Raw genomic sequence first — 19,997 nt, 5'->3', positions numbered from 1 at the left:
ATAAACCCACTCACCTTCATAACTTTACACGGTTAGTGTCAAGCTATTTCAGTGTAATACAATCCGTACTTTACTCCTAATCAAGAGCGGGTCATGGCCAGTCAACAAGGGGTTGAAGGATGGGACCAAGATGTCCTGATCGTCGCCTGCCTAAGCGAAGAAACCTATTGGCATTATCGGCGACCCTTTCCGAAAGCAGCGTGCTGGCACGACGTCGTTACTCGCGATGCGTATGAGAGTCTGCCAACCGATAAAGGCTATAATCCCAAGGCCGTAGGAAATCCATGGGGTATACCGGCAAACGGCCCGTCCTGGCTCGGAAGTTCGACCTCAGCCCTTGTCAATTTAGCCGCCAACAGCCTTCTGGTGTTCGCTCTTACTAGACAGTCATGCGTACGAGTAGGGGTAGTTGCCTGTTCTGATCCTTTTGTTCAAGCAGACAAAAAGGCCTGTTTGAACAAAAGGATCAGAACAGGCCTGGGTTTGTCAAGACCCTACTTGTTTAGGCGTATCACCACCCGCAGGCATGCTGAGAAGTGATGAGCGTTTAGGGTTGGGCAACCGCGAGGGCGGGTCAAGTGATCGCTTTTAGTCTCGGTCACCGCTAGTCCGTGGCCTAGGTCTGGGTAGTTGGCCGATGAGTGGGGCCGCTGGCCTAGCTTACCCAAGAGGTCATCGCTGATATAGTACCCGGATGTCATACCCCCTGTAATATGCCCTTAAATGCCTGTAAGCCTGTATGACACCCGTGTACTACACCCGGGTGTCATACAGGGGGGTGTCATACACCCGGGTGTAGTACACGGGTGTATGACACCTTAGGTTGACGAAATTCCTCTTGGTAGCGCGTTGAATGACCCCTGTAGGGGGTCTAAGCCCCTGTTGTGGGCGTTGACCGCCGTTTTCTGGCCAATCAGCCCGTTGGCTGGGTTTTTACCGATTGAGCGCCTAGGTTGGGTAGATTTTCCGAATCGTCCGGTAGGGGCCCGGGTGATGCGCCAGGGCGAGGCCGTGGCGGGCCCCACCGATTCGCCACCAGTTGCCCCGTACTCCTTTAGTCAAATGCCTTTAAGGCGGTTGGTTCAGGTCGCCTACGGGCATAAATGGTTTGTCGCCCCAGGTCAGATTGAATGGGGAACTTATTCAGATAGCCTTCGACTTCGCGATTCTGATAGGGATGGTCCCGAAGCATGTCCAGGGGATCAATGAAGACGATATTATAGCGGACCTGGGTAATGTTGCCTGCCCGATCGCGCTGGGTATTGAGCAAGTGTTCCTGTTCATTGGTAAACTCACCCGACGGCAGTCGGTACTTGTAGTTGATAGTCACATAGAAGTGCTGTCGGCTGTAATTGGAGATGGCGATCTCGTACTGGCCGGGATTGGTCATAATCTGATTCCAGGTCTTGATCTGTTGCCCGTAGCGCTCGATTTGCCCTCTGGCCTCGGCTAGTTTTTGGGGCAACATGTTATTGAGTTTTGCTTCCAGCAGCTGGGCCTTAGCGGTCAACTCATCTATGTGGGCTTGAATCTGTTCGGTCTTCTGGAGTATGGGTAAATCCTTGTCTTTTAGGAGCCAATAGCGGTGCTTGCGGTAAAAGGTAATGCGTACAGCGGGTCGATCGAGGTTGACTAGTTTAATGGTTCGACAGTCAAAGTGTCGAATGGCTTCAAATAAAGGTTGGTGAACCACATCGACAAAATAGATCGTGCCGGTAGCGGCCCAGTCGCCCTCAATGTCCCAGGCATTGCGATCGGGCCTTAGCTTGGGTACGTCTTCCATGAGCTGAGTTAGTTCATCTAACAAGCGAGCGTAGATTTGGGGATCGTAGTGTTTTCGCTTGGCGTGTGATAAGGGCTCTTCCATAATTGAATAGTAAAAGTATAGGCAAATATATTTCCCTTTAAGGGAAACTCAATTTCTTTTCTAAACACTTTATTAAAAGTATCATCTCTCCTGATTTATTTTCTTGATTCTATTCTTTTACCTTCAATACTAACAAGATACTGAGTGATCAAAATTTGATCTTTTATCAAACAAACTCTTTTGATTGATTGATTTAGTATCCTTTAACAATCATATTTTCAGTTGGTTACGAAGAGAAAACCGACTTTTGGGGGGAGGAAAACCGACTTTTGGGGGGAGGAAAACCGACTTTTAGGGGGAAGTTTAGGTCCCTAAAAACCGACTTTTGGGGGGAGGAAAACCGACTTTTAGGGGGAAGTTTTAAATAAGAAAACCGACTTTTATATCTTTCCGGTCGGTTTTCTCACTTTTATCGCAAACTTTTAGAGTATAATTGTATTATTTATATACAGGCAGCATGAAAAATTAATATGCAGGCTTTCAGTGCCAACTTTTTGAAGACCTTATATATAATATTCTTATCCGCACCGTGTCTATATCTATTCTCGAGATGAAATATACTTGTGAGAAAACCGACTTTTAGGGGGAGCTGAATAAAAAGAAAACCGACCTGTCTGTCTTGAAGTCGGTTTTTAGTAGTAAATTCGTCTTTCAGCCACCCAGCCTTTGCATGGAGAGTCAAACTGATCAGCTACAAATAGCGTTCGAGCTTCGTCCGAATAATTACCAGCCCAATGTCATTACCGAAAGTAGGCAGGAATTTACGGAAATGGAAAAGAAAATTGTTGTTCTGGCTATAAACCAGCTGCGTCATGTTGCCAAGTCCTGGGAAGAAGGAAAAAATATAAACCTATTAATTCCTTATGCTGAATTAACGGACAACCATCACGACAAAATATCTACAGCAGCTAGTTCTTTAAATACGAAACGAATAATGCATCAGGATTTTTCTAATCCTGAATCGCCCGAATTCGATTTCGTTGTTCCGTTTCCACGAGTTAGAAGTTTGAAACATAATGGAAAACGGTACCTAGAATTAATGATGCTTTCGGCAGTTATACCTTCGTTTATTGAACTTGGAAAACGATATACTAGCTATGACCTGAAATTAATGCTCTCCCTATCGTCTGTATATGCGCAGCGGATGTATGAGATCATTATGATGTTTTATGGCCGGGGCCAGAAAATATTTACCTATGAGGTTAGCAAACTGCGTACTGCTTTAAATTACCCTCCTGATCATGACTATTATGATTTCAAACGCAAGGCCATGCTAGTAGCGCAACAGGAAATGCAGCAAAAGATTGGTATGCATTTCGAGTTTACGCCCTCCCGTAAAGAAGGTAAAGCAGTCGTTGAGTTGCGCTTCGAGGTGAAATCAGCCAAAGACCTTATTGAGGATGATATCGACATAGATATGTCTATCGCGAAAACGATGCAGCCCCATGAAATTTCTGCTGTAGCACGTAATCTAGTCCATGATTATAAATTCACGAAGAAGCAGCAAAGTCAGATTCTGGAAGATTCAACCTTAATGCAAACGTTTATTCGTCTCCATACAGAGATTCATCACGGGAAGCGGGAAGTGAAGAATCCGACAGCCTATATCGCTCAGTCGCTGGGATTTGGCAAAGTGATACCAAAAGAACTGAATGCCAAAGAACCAGTTGCTCGGTCAACTGGCACCCGAAATCAGGACCCAAAGAAAATAGGAGAGATACTGGGCAGTATTGTTAAGAAGATCAAACCGTAGTTACTTACTTCATAGTATCGATTTCTCCACTATGCGGGTATACTGTATAAGTGGTACAATACTTTCGTACAGAGCAGTCAATTCACTCACAATCATGTAGTTGTAAGCAAGATTCAATTATAACGGTCGATGGACTGAGACGGATAGACAATGAAATAATTTCACATCTCAGACCCTTATAAACGTTTCATGATGCCGTTTACGCAATTAAATTTCACAAAATCTGCTTATCTATTGAGTTTCCAGAAAGGCAGTATACATTTTGAATTATTCTGTTAGGATAGCTCCAAAAGTTTGCTCATAAATAGCTTAAATACAGCCATTTATAATCCTAGGTAAAAGTATTACACCACTCTTACGCTTTACTCCGTCATTGGGCCAAATTAACGACCTGATAGACTGTCAGCCTTCCTCCTCTTGTGTCAATTTTGCCAAAACAGCCTCCACAATCCAATCATGCGTCGAAACCCCTAACTTCGGACTTCCCGGCTTTCGTGGTCGCTTGGCTCGTAGTTTATCAATCCGCTCGAATATACCAACCGTCATCCGAATGTTGAAAAACTTCGGCTTGTCTGAATCATCAGGTTCAGGAGACTGAGGGGCAACGTTGCCCCCGCGATTGATAATGGCTTCAATTTCAGTTTCAGACAGTTGCTTTTTGCGCGGTGGTGGTAATGACGTTGCCATGTATAATGTGGTTAAAAAGTGCATCTAATTCGGCTACTGCTTTTTTATCGGGTTCTTCCATCTCGAACACAGCTAGACCTTTGCTGGCGGAGTTGGCGAACGCTTTACGGTTGCTGATAGGAAAAGGCAAAAACGTGAGCTGCGAATAGTCTTGCAAAGCCAGTGACACTTCGCGGTTATCGGCACTCTTAATGTCAGCGCGGCTTAGAAACGAATAGGCAGCAAATGGCTCTCGTCCCGCCTGTATCTCATCAACCAGAGTGGCCACTTTAGTGACTGTCCACAGATCGTATGAGCGTGGTGCGAACGGTGAGAGATAAATGTCGCAAACGAACATCGCCGCACGTTGCGAAGTCGTGTCTCGCCCACCCGTGTCAATAACAATGTGGTCATACTTGGGCTTGAGAGCCTCGATCTGTTTGCGGACATTCGATCCGGTAAGCTGAACTAGTGTGTAGCCGCATTGATCAAGATTAGCCTCGCGCCATGCGGTGAAATCGGCGGCGCTACCCTGATCGTCAGCATCGACTAATAGAACGTCGGACCCTTTCTTAACTAGCCAAGCAGCAAGGTTGGTTGCAATGGTTGTCTTGCCAACTCCGCCTTTCTGAGAACCTACAACGATAACCATTTCATGTATGAGATTTGATAGCGCAATTAATATCGGTTTCAGTTAAGAAACAAATACTGAAACCAGTATTATTATTGCATGTCTTTACAGACTGGATTTAGTAGAAAAGTAATACTGGAAATTATACTATATTTAGTATAATTTCCAGTATTACTTTTCTGTATGAAATCTAAAAACTTGGGTCGTCTTGATCTTTGACAACCGGCTTGAAATAATTATTGGGCTGCATCAGTTTCAGGCGAGGTGCTGCCCAATCCAACATTGTTTCGTTGGTCTAGATATGGCCTGTTATGCCAGTGACTTCCCGTTAAACGCTGATCAGATACGTGGCAACAAAGGCCCTTCCCCCCGTTTAATCCTTGTCATACCCTGGAAAGAGTGGCGTTTACCCCAATACCAATGATGACCAAACCAGCCTGTACGAATGGGACGTTTTAATGAACGGTGGTTGGGTTGACCCGTCCTGGAAAGTGTTGACCGTTTTGTTATTAATCCCCTTTTATATTGACCAGTCTAAGTTAGTCCGGTTTTTCATTGACCACAAGGTTTTCTAACTCTCTCTTGTAATAGTAGTTCTTCCATCGTCGCTTCAGTTTCCCCTCCCTTTGGTGGGCTTGCTCAGGCACTAACATGTCACAACTTAAGTGGGGCCGTTTGTAATTATATAAAAAGACTGCTTGCTCAAGTACCGATCGGGCTTGGGCCAAAGAGTAAACCAATTGATGCCCTAAATACTCGTTCTTGATGATGCCATTGACCCGTTCAGCAATAGCGTTCTCTAGTGGATCACCAGTCTCGGTCATACTGATCTGAATGTTAAACGAGTCTAATAAGGCAATGTAGTCGGCACAGCAATACTGTAACCCTCGGTCGGAATGATGAATCAACATCTGGCCAATCTGGGGCTTGATATGTGCCAAGGCTAACTGTAGAGCCGCTACTGAATGCACAGCATGTAAACTCTCAGCTACCTCATACCCCATGATCCGTTTCGAATAAGCGTCGGTCACAAAGGAAATATAGAGGCATCCGTAGTTTGTGAACCAATACGTTATATCCGCGACCCATAACTGATTGGGTCTTTCAACGACCAATTTTTTGATCAAATTGGGATACTTTCTGAACCGATGTTTAGAGAAGGTGGTGGTTACTCGCCGTCTCCTCCTTCTAATTAACAGACCATTAGCTGCCAACAACTCAAAAAGTGCATCCCGTCCCAGCTTGATGCCTTTTTTAGTCATTTCCTCTTGGAGCAGGTCATGTAACTTTCGCCCACCCATTTTTGGATGATCCTGACGCAGTGTCTTGACCAGTTCAATCACGTCGGGCTCGTTATTGGTCTGGCCCGCTTGGCGTTGCCAATATTGATAGTAGGCTTGTCGTGAAAAACCAAGCCATCCTTCTAACTGCCGAATGTGCAGATTAGGGTTATTCATGAGCATGAATCGGATGGCTTGGTAACGGACTTTTTTTCGATATCAACGCCTAACTCCTGCTCAGCGACTTTAACCAGGGTCGAATAATACAAGGCTTTGAATTTAGCCACTTCTAGTTCTTGTTCGAGCGCATAAACCTTGGCTCGTAATTCATGTTGATCCTCAGTCTGTAATGGGGAGCGACGGGCTGCCGTTTTGTTTCGAATGGGCGGCAGATTGGGTAGTTCAGAGCTTGTTTCTCGATTTGTTTCAGCTTCTTTCTCTACCTTATCTACCCAATGCCGTACCGTCTTGCGGTTGACGTTGAACTGGACAGCGGCTTGGTCCAGGTTGAGCTTGCCCAAGTGAATTTGCTCCACCATTTGACGCATGGTGAGTTCATGCTGTTGCATGGGTGATAGTCGGAGTTGATCCATAAGTTAACCAGTTTGTGGTCAACTTTTTCCAGGACAAGTCAGGTAGTAGGAAAGGGGCTGAAACGACCCTTTTTGCGTTCAATAAACCCGTTCATTTAAATCGTTCACGATTTGAACACCTACACAACTTTTTCTGGACGGTTGTTGCCGAATTCACAGATCCTCTAAATTTAAACTGTTCTACTCAGGGCTCTTATTCCAATGAAGCAATTTTACTCGTCCGTAAACTAACTTCTTGGTTAAGCCTGTTTATCAGGCAATTATTGACAGCTTATCAAAAAGGAATTCCTTTTTGGTGAGGTAAATCACTCCATCTAACTAAATAGATTGGCCATTTTTGTGTCTACTTTTGTGATACCTTCTGTATAACAAACTGATTATCAATGTCTGGCCAGCTATTAATTATAAAAGCCGTTGCTTTGCATGTAAATCTGCCCCGTTTGAAGAAGGCCTTTCTCTGGTGGCAACGTAAATTTTTGCCATTTCTGCTTGATCCTCAGAGTATTGCTAATAATTTTCAACGGATATCAAAACGCCGAAAGGTCAAATAAAATGCTTTGGCGATTACACATTAGGCCCGCACCAAAAAATGGCAAAAACCATGATGATGTGGTGAATTATTGCATAGAGAATCACGTCGCTGGCATAGGCTGGCCCGTGTCGGCAAATGTCACAAATGCCAGCGAGTACGAACAGGCAGCACGGGCAGAATATGGGGTTCGTGTCGCGTCGATCCCCTTCGCTTATGATCCTTTTCCAGGGCAATATATCTGGGCGCGTGACCGAAACGGAAAGTATTATTTGGGCTGCATCAAAAGCGACTGGTTTTACTCAAATGATCCACTGCACATCGAACTGGATATACCGAATCAACGCAAATGTGAGTGGATAAAAATCGGTAGTGAAGAAAATGTACCTGGAAAAATCATTGCGTGTTTCCGTCCTGCCAAAACCTTTCAAGCGATCCACGACCCTTTGATGGAAAGTTTTTCAAAATGGGCTTTCACGGGTGGGGCTGACGGTCACTTTTTAGGAACAGGTCTGGCCATAGAAAGCGTAAACAAAACGACATTCTTTAGATTCATTGGAGCCGATGATTGCGAAGATGTCGTTGGGCTTTACCTGCAAAAAATCAAGGGATACTGCTTAATTCCAAGCTCTTGTAAGCAGACAACTATCGGCTACGAGTTCATTCTAAAACACTCGCTCACATCGAAAACGTCTATCGCGCAAGTGAAGCAAGGGAAAGTAGGCCTCGATGATCGACTTCGCGGGATTGCGGACCATGTGTTTCTGTTCTCAACGGATGGCGTTGTTCAAGCTGATTCAGACGATTTAACCGTTCTTTCGGCTGACGATCTATTCGACTTTGTTTGCCAGCATAGAAATTTACTCCCGGCAAGAATCAACTATTGGCTTCATTTTCTAAGCTGATTTGTTGTAGTGCGCTGCGCCCACAACAGGTCGTTCAAATCATCGTGCGGAGCGAAAGCCTCGCCTTTGGGCAATAGAATTGCCCAAACTCCGCCTTAAATCTGTCTGTCCCCTGCTGGACCGCCTGATCGTTATCAAGATTCGACTTCCATATTTAGTTAAAAAAATGGATTAAACAGCCATCTATCTCTATGGCCAAGAAAGATTTTTTGTGCCCTTTATTCTTAGGGTAGTGTTGCAGAATTGTACATAAATCCTCGTTATATCATTATTTTGCGTGAGAGGAACGCATGATTGATCTCAGCGTTAATGGTCACCGCCATCCGCTTATGCGATTAGGTAGCCACCGCCACTCATTAAGACAATTAGTTCAGGGATATAGGTTTGTCCATTGGCAAAAGATACGGGTAGCTTACAAAACGGCTTGCAACGGGATTAGTCAAGGCGAAACTGGTACGTTTGTGTAGTTGCGATTACGAATTAGTATTGCCTTAATGCCTCTATCAGGCTTTCTTTGATTCTCTCGCGTAACAGTGAAGGGGCAATTACCGTTACATCCCGGCCAAACTCTAGGATTCGAGCATCCAGCTCGCGGTTTAGTTCCACCAAAAGCCGAACCTCCAACCTGCCATCAGGGAGCCGGGTTGTTTCCTGCGTCGGATGAATCATTTTTGTTTCTACGTACTTACTGCGTTCGGGACTAAAATGCAGCACTACGGGTACTGCTTCTTCATCTGTTTTAGTAGTACCAAGAAGGTATTGGAAATAGGTTCGGCTTTTGAACGTTTTTGGGTAAACGAACTCCTCGGCAGTCTCATAAAAACGTTTAATCCGGTCGAGAGGCAAATTTTGCGGAGTAGGTCGACCATTCTCCCAGCCGATCAGCACCCAACGATTATTATATTGTTTCAGCAGTAGCGGTAAGATGTGTCGGCTCATTGGCTCTTCTCCCTGGAAGGTCTTGTAAGTGATTCTCAGGAAGGATCGCTTTTGGGTGGCTTGATACAACCCAATCAAATGCTCACGGCCTATCAGCTCCGCTTCGTCGAACTCAATCACCACATTCTGATCAGCCGAAGTAAGTGTAATACGCTGTTCTAGTCGTAGCAGCAAATCTTCCAGGCCAATAAATTCTTTTGACTTGGATAATTGCCGCAGCAATGCCAACGCCTCATTCAGGCCACCTAAGTATGAATCGTCTAAGCCCTCCAGGATAGAATACGGTTCTGAATAATAGTAGCCGTGATGCTTATTGGCACGTTCGGGTAGAGGAGCCTGTAGTACCTCCCGCAGAAATTTGAGATCATTCATCGTGGTTCTCTTATCCACTTCAGGATTTAGACTGGGGTCAACCTCCCTGCATAGCTCACACAGTTCCTCCGCTGACCAGCCCCGGTGGGTCTTTCGTAGTACTTTATGGATTTCAAAAATACGTTTTAGTCGTAGATCGCTGACCGCACCCTGTTTTTTCATTGATAGCACTGTAATTTTCCTCAAAGTAAATAAAACTGTAGTTGACTGACCTAACCTTGCATCAGAAACAAACGGCAACAGGCTATGACGACAACTACCGCTACGATTTTTGACCTTCTCCCATTTGATCCCACTACCGAGCAGGCTCAGTTTCTGTTCGAGATCGAAGAGTTCATGGAATCCGATGAGGATTTCTTTATACTGCGTGGTTCGGCGGGAACGGGAAAGACATCAATCGCTAAAGCGGTCGTCGACTACTTGACCGAGCAACAGATTCCCTGCTCTCTGTCGGCACCCACTACGCGGGCGGCCCGGATCATTGGGCGTAAGACGGAACGCGAAGCCCGCACCCTGCATAGCCGGATCTACCTAATCGAACCACTGGAAGACGGACGGGTGAAAACATACCTGAAAATGAACGACGATACCCTGCCAACGCTATACATAGTAGACGAATCATCGATGATCTCTGATCGAGCTACTGACGAGGACAAGTTTATTGCGAGCCATGGCTTGTTGTATAACTTTCTGCACTATGTCAAAAACGGCAATAAGGGCAGCAAGGTGTTGCTTATTGGCGATGTGTATCAGTTACCGCCCATTGGCTACGAAGCGGGTCAAGCCCCACCAGCCTTGTCAGATAGCTACCTTCGCGAGGAGTTCGGCCTGAGCGGTCGGGTAGTGGAATTAACCGATGTCAAACGCCAGGCCGCAGGCTCCAGCATATTGCGCTCGGCCACCTCGCTACGCGACGCCATGCGGTTTGGCCGTAGCTGGCAGATCGAGAGCGAACACTTCTGGGGCCTTAAAGGAGCTGTTGACGGATATTTGCGGGCCTTCAATCCGCAGCGGCTGGATTCGGTTGTCTACATCGCGCCCTTCCACAAGTCTTTAACTCAGTTCAATACGGCCGTGCGGCAGCGGCTGGGCCGGACCGACACCTTGGCGGTTGGCGATGTAGTGGTGTTTCACCAGAATTTCGTTGGTACCGACTACACCGCGTTCAATGGCGATTTCGGCACGGTCGTTGAACTGGTCAGCGGAGCCGAACGCTTCGGTGGACTGTATTTTCAGCAGGTTATGGTTGAACTTACCGATGAACGGGGCCAATCCCAGCGCGTAGCTGGCAAAGTTTGTCTGGAATTCACGCAGGCCGAAAGGCCCGAACTGATGCGGGAGCAGGAGAATACGCTCTATTCTGAAGTGATGCGCACCGACAAAGCCTTTCGGGAGAGCAAGTACAAGCAGAACCACCTGAACCCGTACCTCGGAGCCATGCGCCTTCGCTACGGTTACGGCATCACCGGCCACAAAGCCCAAGGCAGTGAGTTCGACACGGTGTTGTTAAATAAGTGGACGCCCAACGGCAACTATAACCTAAACTTCCTCTACACTGGAGTGACGCGGGCAAGGAATCGGTTGATTTGCTCGGCATAACAACGTTAGCAACTCTTATATCAATTTTTACACGTTCTTTTACATCCTGAACTGCCCGTCCCAAACGGTATTGATTTTTCGCACGAGCGTTTTGCCGTGTGGCTCAAGCGCAAGCTAAGGGCTAAATGTGTATAGGTAAGGCTTATAAACTTACGAATATTAATACACATCTTTTATACTTCTTTGTCCCTACGTATTCATAGGGTGACACCTTTACAGGAAGAATACCGGGATTGGGCAGTTCAGGATTTTTTATAACCTATGCAATTAAAACCAGAGCAGAAACAGCAGGTCAAGGATTTGTTTGATACTATGCAAACCAATGATGACTTATCGTTACTGGTGAATTACATTAAATCTGTAATTTTTGCAGAGGGAGAGCGGGCCGAGTTAGGCAGGCAAAAGCCGATTAAGCTGCAAACGATTACATATTTTGCTAACACCAAACTCCCTCTGGCTCGGTATAAAGCCTTTACTATACCCAAAAAAAAAGGAGGAGTGCGAACGCTACATGCACCTACTGGTGCATTGAAGACAATCCAGCGGTGTTTGTATGTAGCTTTTCAGGTTATGGCCGAATCTTACGTCCATCATGCTGCCACTGGTTTTGTACCAGGTAAAAGTATCGTGGACAACGCCCGCCCGCACATTGATAAGCCGTTTATCTACAACCTTGACCTGAAAGACTTCTTTCCGAGTATCGGCTTCGGGCGCGTGAAAGCCTGCCTAACCCTCCCTCCCTTTAACCTAACTGGTGAGCGGGAGCCGTTGGCGTTTATGATGGCAAACTTATGCTGCGAACCTAGTATAAATGATCCCAAGCACTCTTTTTTGCCTCAGGGTGCCCCTACGTCGCCAGTTTTGACTAACGTAGTTTGTAAGCAACTTGATCGAAGGCTTGCTGGCCTGGCGAAACGATTCCGCTTAACATACACACGGTATGCAGATGATTTAACCTTTTCATCTTACCGTAATGTGTACAACTCGAATGGAGAATTTTGTCGTGAACTTAACCGGATCATAACGGAACAGGGGTTCATAATTAATCCCACCAAAACGCGCCTGCAGCAGAGCGGTTACAGACAGGAAGTAACTGGGCTGATTGTAAACGAACGCGTTAACGTATCACGCCAATATTGGCGTGAAATCAAGTTACTGTTGAACCTGTGGAGCAAGCAAGGAGAAACGAAGGCGCAGGACTGTTATTGGGCAAAGCATTATCTTAACGTTCCAGTAAAAAAGCGCCCTATTCTTACCAACGTGCTGATGGGCAAATTACTCTATTTGCGTATGGTACGTGGAGTAGAGGACGACTTGTACAAGAGGTATCAGAAACTATACATTGGCTTAGTTGCTAAAACAGGCAATCCCAAAACGTTACCTGACGACATATCTAAATCAATAGCTAAAGGTCAGGTAGAAATGCTCATGCGAGTTATTGACCTATGCAAAAAAGGCGATATTGCACAGGCAACCGAAGTGATGAATAAATATGAAGCCCTAGCGGGAAATTATGACGGAGGAGGAGGCACTCAAGATGAGATTAGACAAGGCCATTCGGACTCTATCTAATCAAAGAGGTAATATAGAAGAGGTTAAGGCATTGAAAATTGCTCTTTTCGACGCAGGGTTAGTTGTATCTAATCGTGAAAATGGACAAGAAGAAAGTATTAAGGCCAAACACTCTAAAATGCACAAGCCAAAGGATGTCGCAGATTTCATGAAACTGTTTAACGACCCGGATGAACTGAAATTTTTGACTCATGATTTTGATTTGCCAGATCAAAAATTTGATGCCCGTAGCTTTTTATTTAAAGCTCAAAATGTTTTTAGTGATTATACAAGAAAATATGAAATTCCTGACAGTCTATACCAGGTAATTCGCAACTTCGCTTTTGAGAAATCGCCAAAATGGTGGTTTAATGGCCAGACTATAAAACAAGGCTGGTTTACTCCAGAATGGTTAGCATGGTCAGAGCAATATGGCCACCCTTTGAATAATTCTGATTTTGCTACAACAATTCAGTCATTTAGGGAAGTTACTCGTATTAAATCATGGGCAACTCCTTTACAAAAAATTGTAGAGTCTGCGGTAAACAAAAAATTAAACTTTCCTTTTAAACTCGAATATATTGATTTAAACAATGCCGATTTCTATACACAGGCTGATTATCTTAGAAAAGCTTTGGAAGAAATTTTTGAAGAAATTCGACAATATCCTGATTGTCCACATGTATCTATCAAATATGACCGTCAAACTGTTGATAATTATCGCCATCGTATCATCAAAATTTGCCAACATGGCTCTTATTCTAATAAGCCCCTACAGGAAGTAATTGAAAAATACAGACAACAAAAGGGGGGACAGCTTGGAACTATTCGTAAAAACCTGTTCGGATATTGTGATTGGCATATTGAAACCATCTGGGCTGGTCAGTCCGCAAGAGTTCACTTCTTAAGAGAACCAATGATAAGCAATGATGTTGAAGTAGAAATTGAAGATTTAGACGAAAGAGATTTGCCTGGTTTTACACACACATTGATTTTTTATTATCGATGATCTACCTACTTGATGATAACAAAGGCGACATAAGACAGAGTAAATTTAAAATTGATTATGTGGATAATGGAGCTTTTGAAGGTTATCTAACTGCGATTTCGCATTTACCAGCAAATGCGAATTTATCGTTCATGGCTGAAGCGGACTGTCTTTTAGTTCACGAAACTACCGATGATTGCGATGAAAACGGAAACTTCATCAGTAAATCTAATACCAATGTAAATACTTTAAAGGAAGACATAGCCAATAACGGAAAAAGTATACCCCTTGTGGCTTTTAGTAATCAGATGACAGGTGAAATAAGCTATGATTACGAAAATGAGCCTAACTATGTAAAAGCTATCGCTAAAACACTTTTATATCAGGAACGTCTGTACCCATTTTTAAATCATTACAAAAAAACAGGCCAAATTGAGTTGCGAATAATTGTGTACGGCGAAAACTTCTATGCCGTTGAAGCTGGTAGGTACGCGAAACAAATAATTGATGATGTAGCTGCCTATGACCGAAATAAGTTATTCGATCTGAGTTTCCTAACCGAACTAACGCTGTTTGAGCGATTTTATGCCTTTATGAAAAATGATACGCCATACAACGAATTCATTAACGACTTGGAAGATAACCCAATCACAGTAGGTAAGTTCGTTCAAAATCTTCAATCAGTCGTTGAAAGTTTAACAATATATGGAAAAAACATACATGATTGGGAGCAGTAAGCCTGCTTATATAACCTCACTCAGTTGTGAATTCATTCAACTTCCTCGCTTCACAAACGATGAAGAACGGCATGACTTTGTTTTAGCTTCTCTACGGCCTGTGCCGTTTGACAGTCTCATAATATTGATCGATGCAGAAAACGGCTACGATGCGCTTCAGATAGGTTTGCATATTCGATTAACCATCGAACTTCATAAAAAACGCCTAGTACCCATAGTGTTCGTTTCGTCTGATTCATTGGCAGTTATACTACGTCAGAAGAGTGTTTTGGGCCGCTTGCTTGTTACCGAAGGTTGTTCGCTAGAACAGCCGGACGTTAAGGCTATTCAAAAGTCAATCAATTACTTGCCTGGGTTGCCTGTTGATGAATTGAATCAATTTCTGGACACTATCCAGTTACAGCCCGAACCTGATGCTAAAGAAGGTGGCGGCCGACACTCATTGGCAAACCAGTGGGGTGCTTATATTCTCGATAAAGTTGCGGGAACACGAGCATTGAAAAATAACTCATTTATAACAAAAGCTCAAAAGCAGTTATATTTTAAGTACATATCTGCGAAGAATTATGATAATGATAAATTAACAAAACCTTTAGTAACCCTTATTGACCTTCCTAAAAAAATGGAGCGTGTTACTGCGCAGGGTAAAAAGATTATGTTGATTGATGATGAGGCAGATAAAGGTTGGGAAGAGACCTTAAGAGTCCTTTTCAAAACGACAAACCCCAATGTTGACTTCAAAGTTATTAATCGAAAAATAAGTACATGGGATGACCTTGACCCGGACGAAAAAGACACAATACTTGCTGGAGATATAGACTTATTTCTGATTGACTTGCGATTGAGTGGAAATGACGAAGAAACAATGGCAAAACCTGACGCTTTTTCAGGTACCGATATTTTGCGCCACATAAAGAAGGATAATGAAGGTAATCAAATTATAATGTTTACTGCCTCCAACAAAGCATGGAATCTGAAGGCATTATTAGACTACGGAGCAGATGGCTATTATATTAAGGAGTCGCCTGAATATGGTTTTCCCTTAAGTTTTTCGGAAGAAAACTTTAAGAATTTTCAAAAAGAAAGCCAACGATGCTTGGAGAGTAGTTTTTTACGACTTTTAGACGAGTCACATCAACGATGTATTAAATTCATTGATGAACAAACATCGTTACGAACCATGAGTATTCGAAATCTTTATGGTCGAGCAAAAGCTACTTTAAAAGTTGCATTTGAGTTGGCGAAAAGTATTAGTACTGATGAACAATATCGAAATTTGACCTTTTTAACTTATTATCAGATACTTGAGGATTATGCTGGTCAGAGTGAAAATTTTAGGTTTATTTCAGTGAAAGAATGTTACGTAAATAATAGATCTATTCGTGTGATTGATGATTCTAGCGGGTCACTAAAATGGTCATTGACCCTTGTTGAAGATTCATCCGGCTGGAAGTATTTTATGAAGGGTGTTGAAATTAAAACTGATGCATCTTCCCCACAATCGTTGGCGAAAATTTCGTTTTTATTGGCTTATAAATTTTTAAAAGACGATAATGTATTAAAAGACTGGGGAAGGCTAAATAATTTAAGAAATAAGAAAGCAGGACACGGAGGGAGTCAAGGGATTGTATCATTAAATGAACTATTTGAAATACTTAATTTAGTAGAATTATTTTTAACAAACCCTTGATGGGACTAAATTTAGTCATTCCCGTGCAGAAATTCATCCATTAAATCTTGAGTCAAACTATTTTGAGCAGCATTCTGTCGAAATACGACGATAAATTAATCTACTTGCACTTGCCAAATCATCCCAAGCATTGACAAGAACCTTTGGGGTATATCGTCCGAATCGTACAGAACAGATTTCTACAAATTATGTAAGCGCGAGCGTGTATTCTTTGTCATAAATTAGTTCTTCCCGAACACCAGCATAGGTACTTTAATTGAGTAAGTACCGATAATCGTTCAGGTAGTCATCCATCGAAAAAGGCTTGGCAGCTGCAGCTTTACAAAAATCGCCTAACCAGGTGCCCACCCGTGCCTGCTGCCCATCGATATGCAGGGTATTAGTGGAATGCGTAGCGTAGTCGGTGGCCATGTTGAAAACAGTGTAGGCCGTTTGTCCCATTTCTGACCAGTACTTCTTTTTCAGTCGCTCGATGTCATCCTGAAACAATACCGCTCGGTCGGTTTCCTTCTTGCGTTTTTTTAAGTCTTGATTGTTGATGTCAAAGTGGACTTCCATAATCCGGGCGCACAAGGCCAGCACGTACTTATCGGCAACGGGATAGTTTTTAAGTTGTTGCATCCAGGCAATAAAGGAGGTTTCCAGGCGACTAAGCCGGTCGTCATTCGCCAGTTGTTTCTCGATGGCATCGATGTTCAATAGCCCCTTGGTGTGGGTGTAGGCAAACGTAATGGTTTCCTTTTCAAAGATTACCCCATTGTCGCATAATTTCCGGCAGAACCCCAACTCGAAAATCAGTTTTCGTGTACGGTTGTAGCTATTTGTAACCCGAATAAAAGGCAGATAAACTTCCTCTGCCCACAGGTTGACCTCGTAATTTTTGTCTATGATATCAATGTGGCAAAATGACTTGGTTTCTGGATAAATCAGATTGAATACCTCCATCGCTTTCATATCGACTGTCTTAAAAACGCGTCGATATACTGACTCGGCTATAGTTAACGCATCTGAATTAGTCAGCAACTGATAGTTGTCTGTTACCACACAGAAAACTGTTTTGTAACCTAGATCGTGGGGGAATCCGGCAATTGCCTTAAAATTATCGACTGGCGTAGTGGCACCGGCCAAATAAATTGGCTCCAAGGCGACCGGAAAGAGTAGAGTATTCAGATCTGTTTTACGGGTATGCGTACGCGGAAATAGTTCAGATTGCGTCACTGTGTGAATATTGATTTGGTTTAGAAGTATTTCTGCCTAAAGGATACTATTGGCAAATTTATACTAGGGATGTCGATTAAGGCATCGTTCGTAGGCAATCGGATTTTAAATGTTTATGAAACTACCTTTATTAGTTCACAAACTGAATTCGCTAACAGTATCCGAAAGGGCAGATTTATAAGTAAAATCTGATTATCAGCGTTTTAATATATATGTATCAGTTAAGATTCCCTTCGCTTAAACGAAGGGTGGCCTATGCCATCCGATTTGAAAAACGGAACACCACTTGGTTAATGGGATGGCTGTTTCGTTGTTGTTTTATAAATACAGCCCCGGCGGCCCGGCCGCGTCTGTCCACTTTTGGCTGACGCTGTACAGTAAAGTATTGATAATATTGTGTTTAAATAAGCTACTTTAATCCAAAAAATTCGTTTCTAAAACTTTACCTAAAAATATAGTAAAATAGTAATCGTCAATCAAATTATCATTGTCATCGACATACTGGTCTACTGTTATCTCTTTAACTTCCACTACTGCTCTGGGAGAATTAGCCGCGTAACCCGCAATTAGACAAACTTCTGTAATAGGCTTAATACCGGTAACTTCATCGCCTACCTTTTCGCATAATCGGCTAACGTAATACTGGGTAAAATCTCTATACTCTTCTGTTTTCTTATAAGTTAATATCTCATCTAAATAGACTTTTTTTATACGAAGTGTAGTTCTCATTTTTAATAGCGTTAAAAAATTAAAGCTTCCTAAACGAAGGTTAATAAAAGGGGTTTCACCTTCATAGGCCTATTCTGGTTTAACCCCTATAAACTGGACAGCTTTAATTCATTTTGTTGAGTCTTATCCTTAATTTGGATAAGTACTATTTCAGGCTTGGACGGCGAGTTGGCCCACTGACGAGCAAACCGATTCGGGCTAACGTTGCTTAAACTCTCTTGTAGATGATCCATATTGTAAAAATACGCATACTCTGTCAGTAACCTTTATAACTCTTATAGGCTTTGCTTTCATGTCGTCGAATCATCTTCCGCTCCATTGAGGGATAACTCTCCGGATACCAGAAAATCTCACGAGGTCAGGGGACTGTGTACAGAAAGGTAACTCTTTTTTTGACCCGTTACAACTCTATTCCATACACCTTTAGCCTACTTTTGAAGGTATTCAAGGACTTATATCCCACCGCCTGCCAGGCTCGTCGTTGGTTACCTTTATAATACGCCAAAGCACGAACAAGTAAATCCTTTTCTACCTCTTCCCAATTAAAGGATTCACTTTTTAATCGGGTTGGTCGTGTTAGCCGGGCCGGTAAGTCTGTGACCCTAATCTCACCGTCAGAAAACACGGCCAAGTGAGTAATCAAATTCTCTAACTCTCTGACATTACCGGGATAGGAATACACCAGCAGTGCTTGCTGAGCTTCATGGCTTAGACAAAGTGCGGGCTTAACGAAGTCCTTCCTTGCTTTTTTTAGAAAAAACTCCAGTAGGGCCAGTTTTTCTTTCTCTCCGCGTTCATGCAGCGAGATGAGCGCTATGTCGACCACGGCAAGTCGATAATATAAATCCCACCGGAATGTTCCGACTTCACATAGCGATTCAAGGTTGCGGTGCGAAGCAGCCAAAATTCTAACATTGATCTTTCGGGCTTTGGTCGATCCAACGGGTATAATCTCACCCTCCTGCAAGACCCTCAGTAAGGCTTGCTGCATATAGCTTGACATGTCGCCGATTTCATCCAGAAAAAGTGTACCCCCATCCGCTTCATCAAAATAGCCTTTTCGGTCGTCACGGGCATCGGTAAAAGCACCCTTCAGGTAACCAAACAGGCGTGATTCAAGCAGTTGATCACCAAGCGCTGAACAATTAATGGCAACAAAAGGACGGTCGTGGCGGGGGCTTTGTTCGTGAATGTAGCGAGCTAGCCGTTCTTTACCGGTTCCACTGGCGCCACTGATAAGACAGGGTACCCGGTCTGCCTGCGCTACCAGACGGGCCCGTTCGAAAACAGGTTTTAAACTTTCGGTTACCACATAGTCGACCAATGGTGATCGGCGCTGCTGTTGCTGCTCGGCGATAACCGCTGAATAGGGAATGGTGGATGATTCAACCTGAATCTCCAATAATTCCGGTTTTTTGGTGGTCGAGAAACGGGCCGGTCGCGTTTGTAAAAGCCGTGTGCGTAAGCCTAGCGACGCATGGCATATGTACCAGCTTATCTGCATGGCCGATGTTCCCGGTGAAAAGAAAATATCAATAGTTGCCTCCCGGTTCTGCAGAAGAATACGTTCTACCTTACTCTTAATTGAGGGAAGATCAATCAGATCACGAACATCGACAAAAACCGGTTCAATAATGCGTTTGGGATAGGTTCGCAGCAGGGTTGTTCGTAGCATGTCGATAGCTGGATCGCCGTCCGATTCACGGGCAGTCGTTAGCAACAGGTGCTTGTCATACCCTCCTTTTTCATAAAACAACTTATGAAATTGCATGGTCGGGCCATCTTCGTTGACCCGCACTCCCTCCTGTCTGATAAAGTCGTGCTGGTAGGCATACCAGGATAGTAAAATTTTCATGTATTGACGTTATTTCTTGAACAAAAGGGTAAGTTGGAACTGCTTTCTCAAGGTTTTCTATACATTAAATGTATCAAATAATGATATATATATTT

Annotated in this window: 16 protein-coding genes; 7 read left to right on the top strand and 9 right to left on the bottom strand. The window is 43.6% G+C overall.

What is annotated here, in order from left to right; translation table 11 throughout:
• Window positions 1-1,054: 1,054 nt before the first annotated feature.
• Complete coding sequence (locus ACFS25_RS20465; protein ID WP_381504734.1) at window positions 1,055-1,867, bottom strand: hypothetical protein; 813 nt, start codon at window positions 1,865-1,867, stop codon at window positions 1,055-1,057.
• 670 nt (window positions 1,868-2,537) lie between these two features.
• Between ACFS25_RS20465 and ACFS25_RS20460 the strand changes: the two genes are divergently transcribed.
• Window positions 2,538-3,620 (top strand): replication initiation protein, encoded by a 1,083-nt coding sequence (locus tag ACFS25_RS20460; protein WP_381504732.1) that lies wholly within the window; start codon window positions 2,538-2,540, stop codon window positions 3,618-3,620.
• A gap of 402 nt (window positions 3,621-4,022) precedes the next feature.
• Here the strand turns inward: ACFS25_RS20460 and ACFS25_RS20455 are convergent, their stop codons facing one another.
• The 4 genes from ACFS25_RS20455 to ACFS25_RS20440 all read right to left on the bottom strand — a co-directional run bounded on the left by ACFS25_RS20455 (window position 4,023) and on the right by ACFS25_RS20440 (window position 6,790).
• Complete coding sequence (locus tag ACFS25_RS20455) at window positions 4,023-4,307, bottom strand: hypothetical protein (protein ID WP_381504731.1); 285 nt, start codon at window positions 4,305-4,307, stop codon at window positions 4,023-4,025.
• Window positions 4,264-4,938: an AAA family ATPase gene (locus ACFS25_RS20450; RefSeq protein ID WP_381504730.1), complete on the bottom strand. Its 675-nt coding sequence runs from the start codon at window positions 4,936-4,938 to the stop codon at window positions 4,264-4,266. The genes ACFS25_RS20455 and ACFS25_RS20450 overlap by 44 nt, the downstream gene beginning before the upstream one ends.
• 518 nt (window positions 4,939-5,456) lie before the next feature.
• Entirely contained in the window at window positions 5,457-6,374 is a 918-nt protein-coding gene (locus ACFS25_RS20445; RefSeq protein ID WP_381504729.1) for an IS3 family transposase, read from the bottom strand.
• A complete protein-coding gene (locus tag ACFS25_RS20440; RefSeq protein WP_381504728.1) occupies window positions 6,371-6,790 on the bottom strand; it encodes a hypothetical protein in 420 nt (139 codons plus the stop codon). The genes ACFS25_RS20445 and ACFS25_RS20440 overlap by 4 nt, the downstream gene beginning before the upstream one ends.
• Window positions 6,791-7,342: 552 nt before the next feature.
• Between ACFS25_RS20440 and ACFS25_RS20435 the strand changes: the two genes are divergently transcribed.
• The gene (locus ACFS25_RS20435; RefSeq protein ID WP_381504725.1) at window positions 7,343-8,224 is read left to right on the top strand and encodes a hypothetical protein; all 882 of its coding nucleotides are present in this window, start codon (window positions 7,343-7,345) and stop codon (window positions 8,222-8,224) included.
• Between the two features lie 480 nt (window positions 8,225-8,704).
• Here ACFS25_RS20435 and ACFS25_RS20430 read toward each other — a convergent pair whose 3' ends face one another.
• Entirely contained in the window at window positions 8,705-9,697 is a 993-nt protein-coding gene (locus ACFS25_RS20430) for a helix-turn-helix transcriptional regulator (protein ID WP_381504723.1), read from the bottom strand.
• A gap of 84 nt (window positions 9,698-9,781) precedes the next feature.
• Here ACFS25_RS20430 and ACFS25_RS20425 point away from each other — a divergent pair, with 84 nt between their 5' ends.
• The 5 genes from ACFS25_RS20425 to ACFS25_RS20405 all read left to right on the top strand — a co-directional run bounded on the left by ACFS25_RS20425 (window position 9,782) and on the right by ACFS25_RS20405 (window position 16,100).
• The gene (locus ACFS25_RS20425; RefSeq protein ID WP_381504721.1) at window positions 9,782-11,134 is read left to right on the top strand and encodes an ATP-dependent DNA helicase; all 1,353 of its coding nucleotides are present in this window, start codon (window positions 9,782-9,784) and stop codon (window positions 11,132-11,134) included.
• 261 nt (window positions 11,135-11,395) lie between these two features.
• Entirely contained in the window at window positions 11,396-12,706 is a 1,311-nt protein-coding gene (locus ACFS25_RS20420) for a reverse transcriptase domain-containing protein (RefSeq protein WP_381504720.1), read from the top strand.
• On the top strand, window positions 12,648-13,694 hold the full coding sequence (locus ACFS25_RS20415) for a hypothetical protein (RefSeq protein ID WP_381504718.1): 1,047 nt from the start codon (window positions 12,648-12,650) through the stop codon (window positions 13,692-13,694). Before ACFS25_RS20420 ends, ACFS25_RS20415 begins: the two co-directional genes overlap by 59 nt.
• Window positions 13,691-14,410 (top strand): hypothetical protein, encoded by a 720-nt coding sequence (locus ACFS25_RS20410; protein ID WP_381504716.1) that lies wholly within the window; start codon window positions 13,691-13,693, stop codon window positions 14,408-14,410. Before ACFS25_RS20415 ends, ACFS25_RS20410 begins: the two co-directional genes overlap by 4 nt.
• A complete protein-coding gene (locus ACFS25_RS20405) occupies window positions 14,379-16,100 on the top strand; it encodes a hypothetical protein (RefSeq protein WP_381504714.1) in 1,722 nt (573 codons plus the stop codon). Before ACFS25_RS20410 ends, ACFS25_RS20405 begins: the two co-directional genes overlap by 32 nt.
• Before the next feature lie 252 nt (window positions 16,101-16,352).
• Here ACFS25_RS20405 and ACFS25_RS20400 read toward each other — a convergent pair whose 3' ends face one another.
• The 3 genes from ACFS25_RS20400 to ACFS25_RS20390 form a co-directional block, all read right to left on the bottom strand.
• A complete protein-coding gene (locus ACFS25_RS20400; RefSeq protein ID WP_381504713.1) occupies window positions 16,353-17,318 on the bottom strand; it encodes a DUF932 domain-containing protein in 966 nt (321 codons plus the stop codon).
• A gap of 414 nt (window positions 17,319-17,732) precedes the next feature.
• Complete coding sequence (locus tag ACFS25_RS20395) at window positions 17,733-18,047, bottom strand: hypothetical protein (protein WP_381504711.1); 315 nt, start codon at window positions 18,045-18,047, stop codon at window positions 17,733-17,735.
• Between the two features lie 400 nt (window positions 18,048-18,447).
• Window positions 18,448-19,902 (bottom strand): sigma 54-interacting transcriptional regulator, encoded by a 1,455-nt coding sequence (locus tag ACFS25_RS20390; RefSeq protein ID WP_381504709.1) that lies wholly within the window; start codon window positions 19,900-19,902, stop codon window positions 18,448-18,450.
• Window positions 19,903-19,997 lie beyond the last annotated feature (95 nt).

Source organism: Spirosoma flavum (genome assembly GCF_042686045.1).
GTDB lineage: Bacteria > Bacteroidota > Bacteroidia > Cytophagales > Spirosomataceae > Spirosoma > Spirosoma flavum.
The sequence above is the reverse complement of the archived record's forward strand: the minus strand, read 5'-3'. Positions and strand labels throughout refer to the sequence as shown.

What these genes read in the sequence shown, in the direction of transcription:
- ACFS25_RS20465 (WP_381504734.1), bottom strand. Translation starts at nt 1,867, where the DNA reads ATGGAAGAGCCCTTATCACACGCCAAGCGAAAACACTACGATCCCCAA.
- ACFS25_RS20460 (WP_381504732.1), top strand. Translation starts at nt 2,538, where the DNA reads ATGGAGAGTCAAACTGATCAGCTACAAATAGCGTTCGAGCTTCGTCCG.
- ACFS25_RS20455 (WP_381504731.1), bottom strand. Translation starts at nt 4,307, where the DNA reads ATGGCAACGTCATTACCACCACCGCGCAAAAAGCAACTGTCTGAAACT.
- ACFS25_RS20450 (WP_381504730.1), bottom strand. Translation starts at nt 4,938, where the DNA reads ATGGTTATCGTTGTAGGTTCTCAGAAAGGCGGAGTTGGCAAGACAACC.
- ACFS25_RS20445 (WP_381504729.1), bottom strand. Translation starts at nt 6,374, where the DNA reads ATGAATAACCCTAATCTGCACATTCGGCAGTTAGAAGGATGGCTTGGT.
- ACFS25_RS20440 (WP_381504728.1), bottom strand. Translation starts at nt 6,790, where the DNA reads ATGGATCAACTCCGACTATCACCCATGCAACAGCATGAACTCACCATG.
- ACFS25_RS20435 (WP_381504725.1), top strand. Translation starts at nt 7,343, where the DNA reads ATGCTTTGGCGATTACACATTAGGCCCGCACCAAAAAATGGCAAAAAC.
- ACFS25_RS20430 (WP_381504723.1), bottom strand. Translation starts at nt 9,697, where the DNA reads ATGAAAAAACAGGGTGCGGTCAGCGATCTACGACTAAAACGTATTTTT.
- ACFS25_RS20425 (WP_381504721.1), top strand. Translation starts at nt 9,782, where the DNA reads ATGACGACAACTACCGCTACGATTTTTGACCTTCTCCCATTTGATCCC.
- ACFS25_RS20420 (WP_381504720.1), top strand. Translation starts at nt 11,396, where the DNA reads ATGCAATTAAAACCAGAGCAGAAACAGCAGGTCAAGGATTTGTTTGAT.
- ACFS25_RS20415 (WP_381504718.1), top strand. Translation starts at nt 12,648, where the DNA reads ATGACGGAGGAGGAGGCACTCAAGATGAGATTAGACAAGGCCATTCGG.
- ACFS25_RS20410 (WP_381504716.1), top strand. Translation starts at nt 13,691, where the DNA reads ATGATCTACCTACTTGATGATAACAAAGGCGACATAAGACAGAGTAAA.
- ACFS25_RS20405 (WP_381504714.1), top strand. Translation starts at nt 14,379, where the DNA reads ATGGAAAAAACATACATGATTGGGAGCAGTAAGCCTGCTTATATAACC.
- ACFS25_RS20395 (WP_381504711.1), bottom strand. Translation starts at nt 18,047, where the DNA reads ATGAGAACTACACTTCGTATAAAAAAAGTCTATTTAGATGAGATATTA.
- ACFS25_RS20390 (WP_381504709.1), bottom strand. Translation starts at nt 19,902, where the DNA reads ATGAAAATTTTACTATCCTGGTATGCCTACCAGCACGACTTTATCAGA.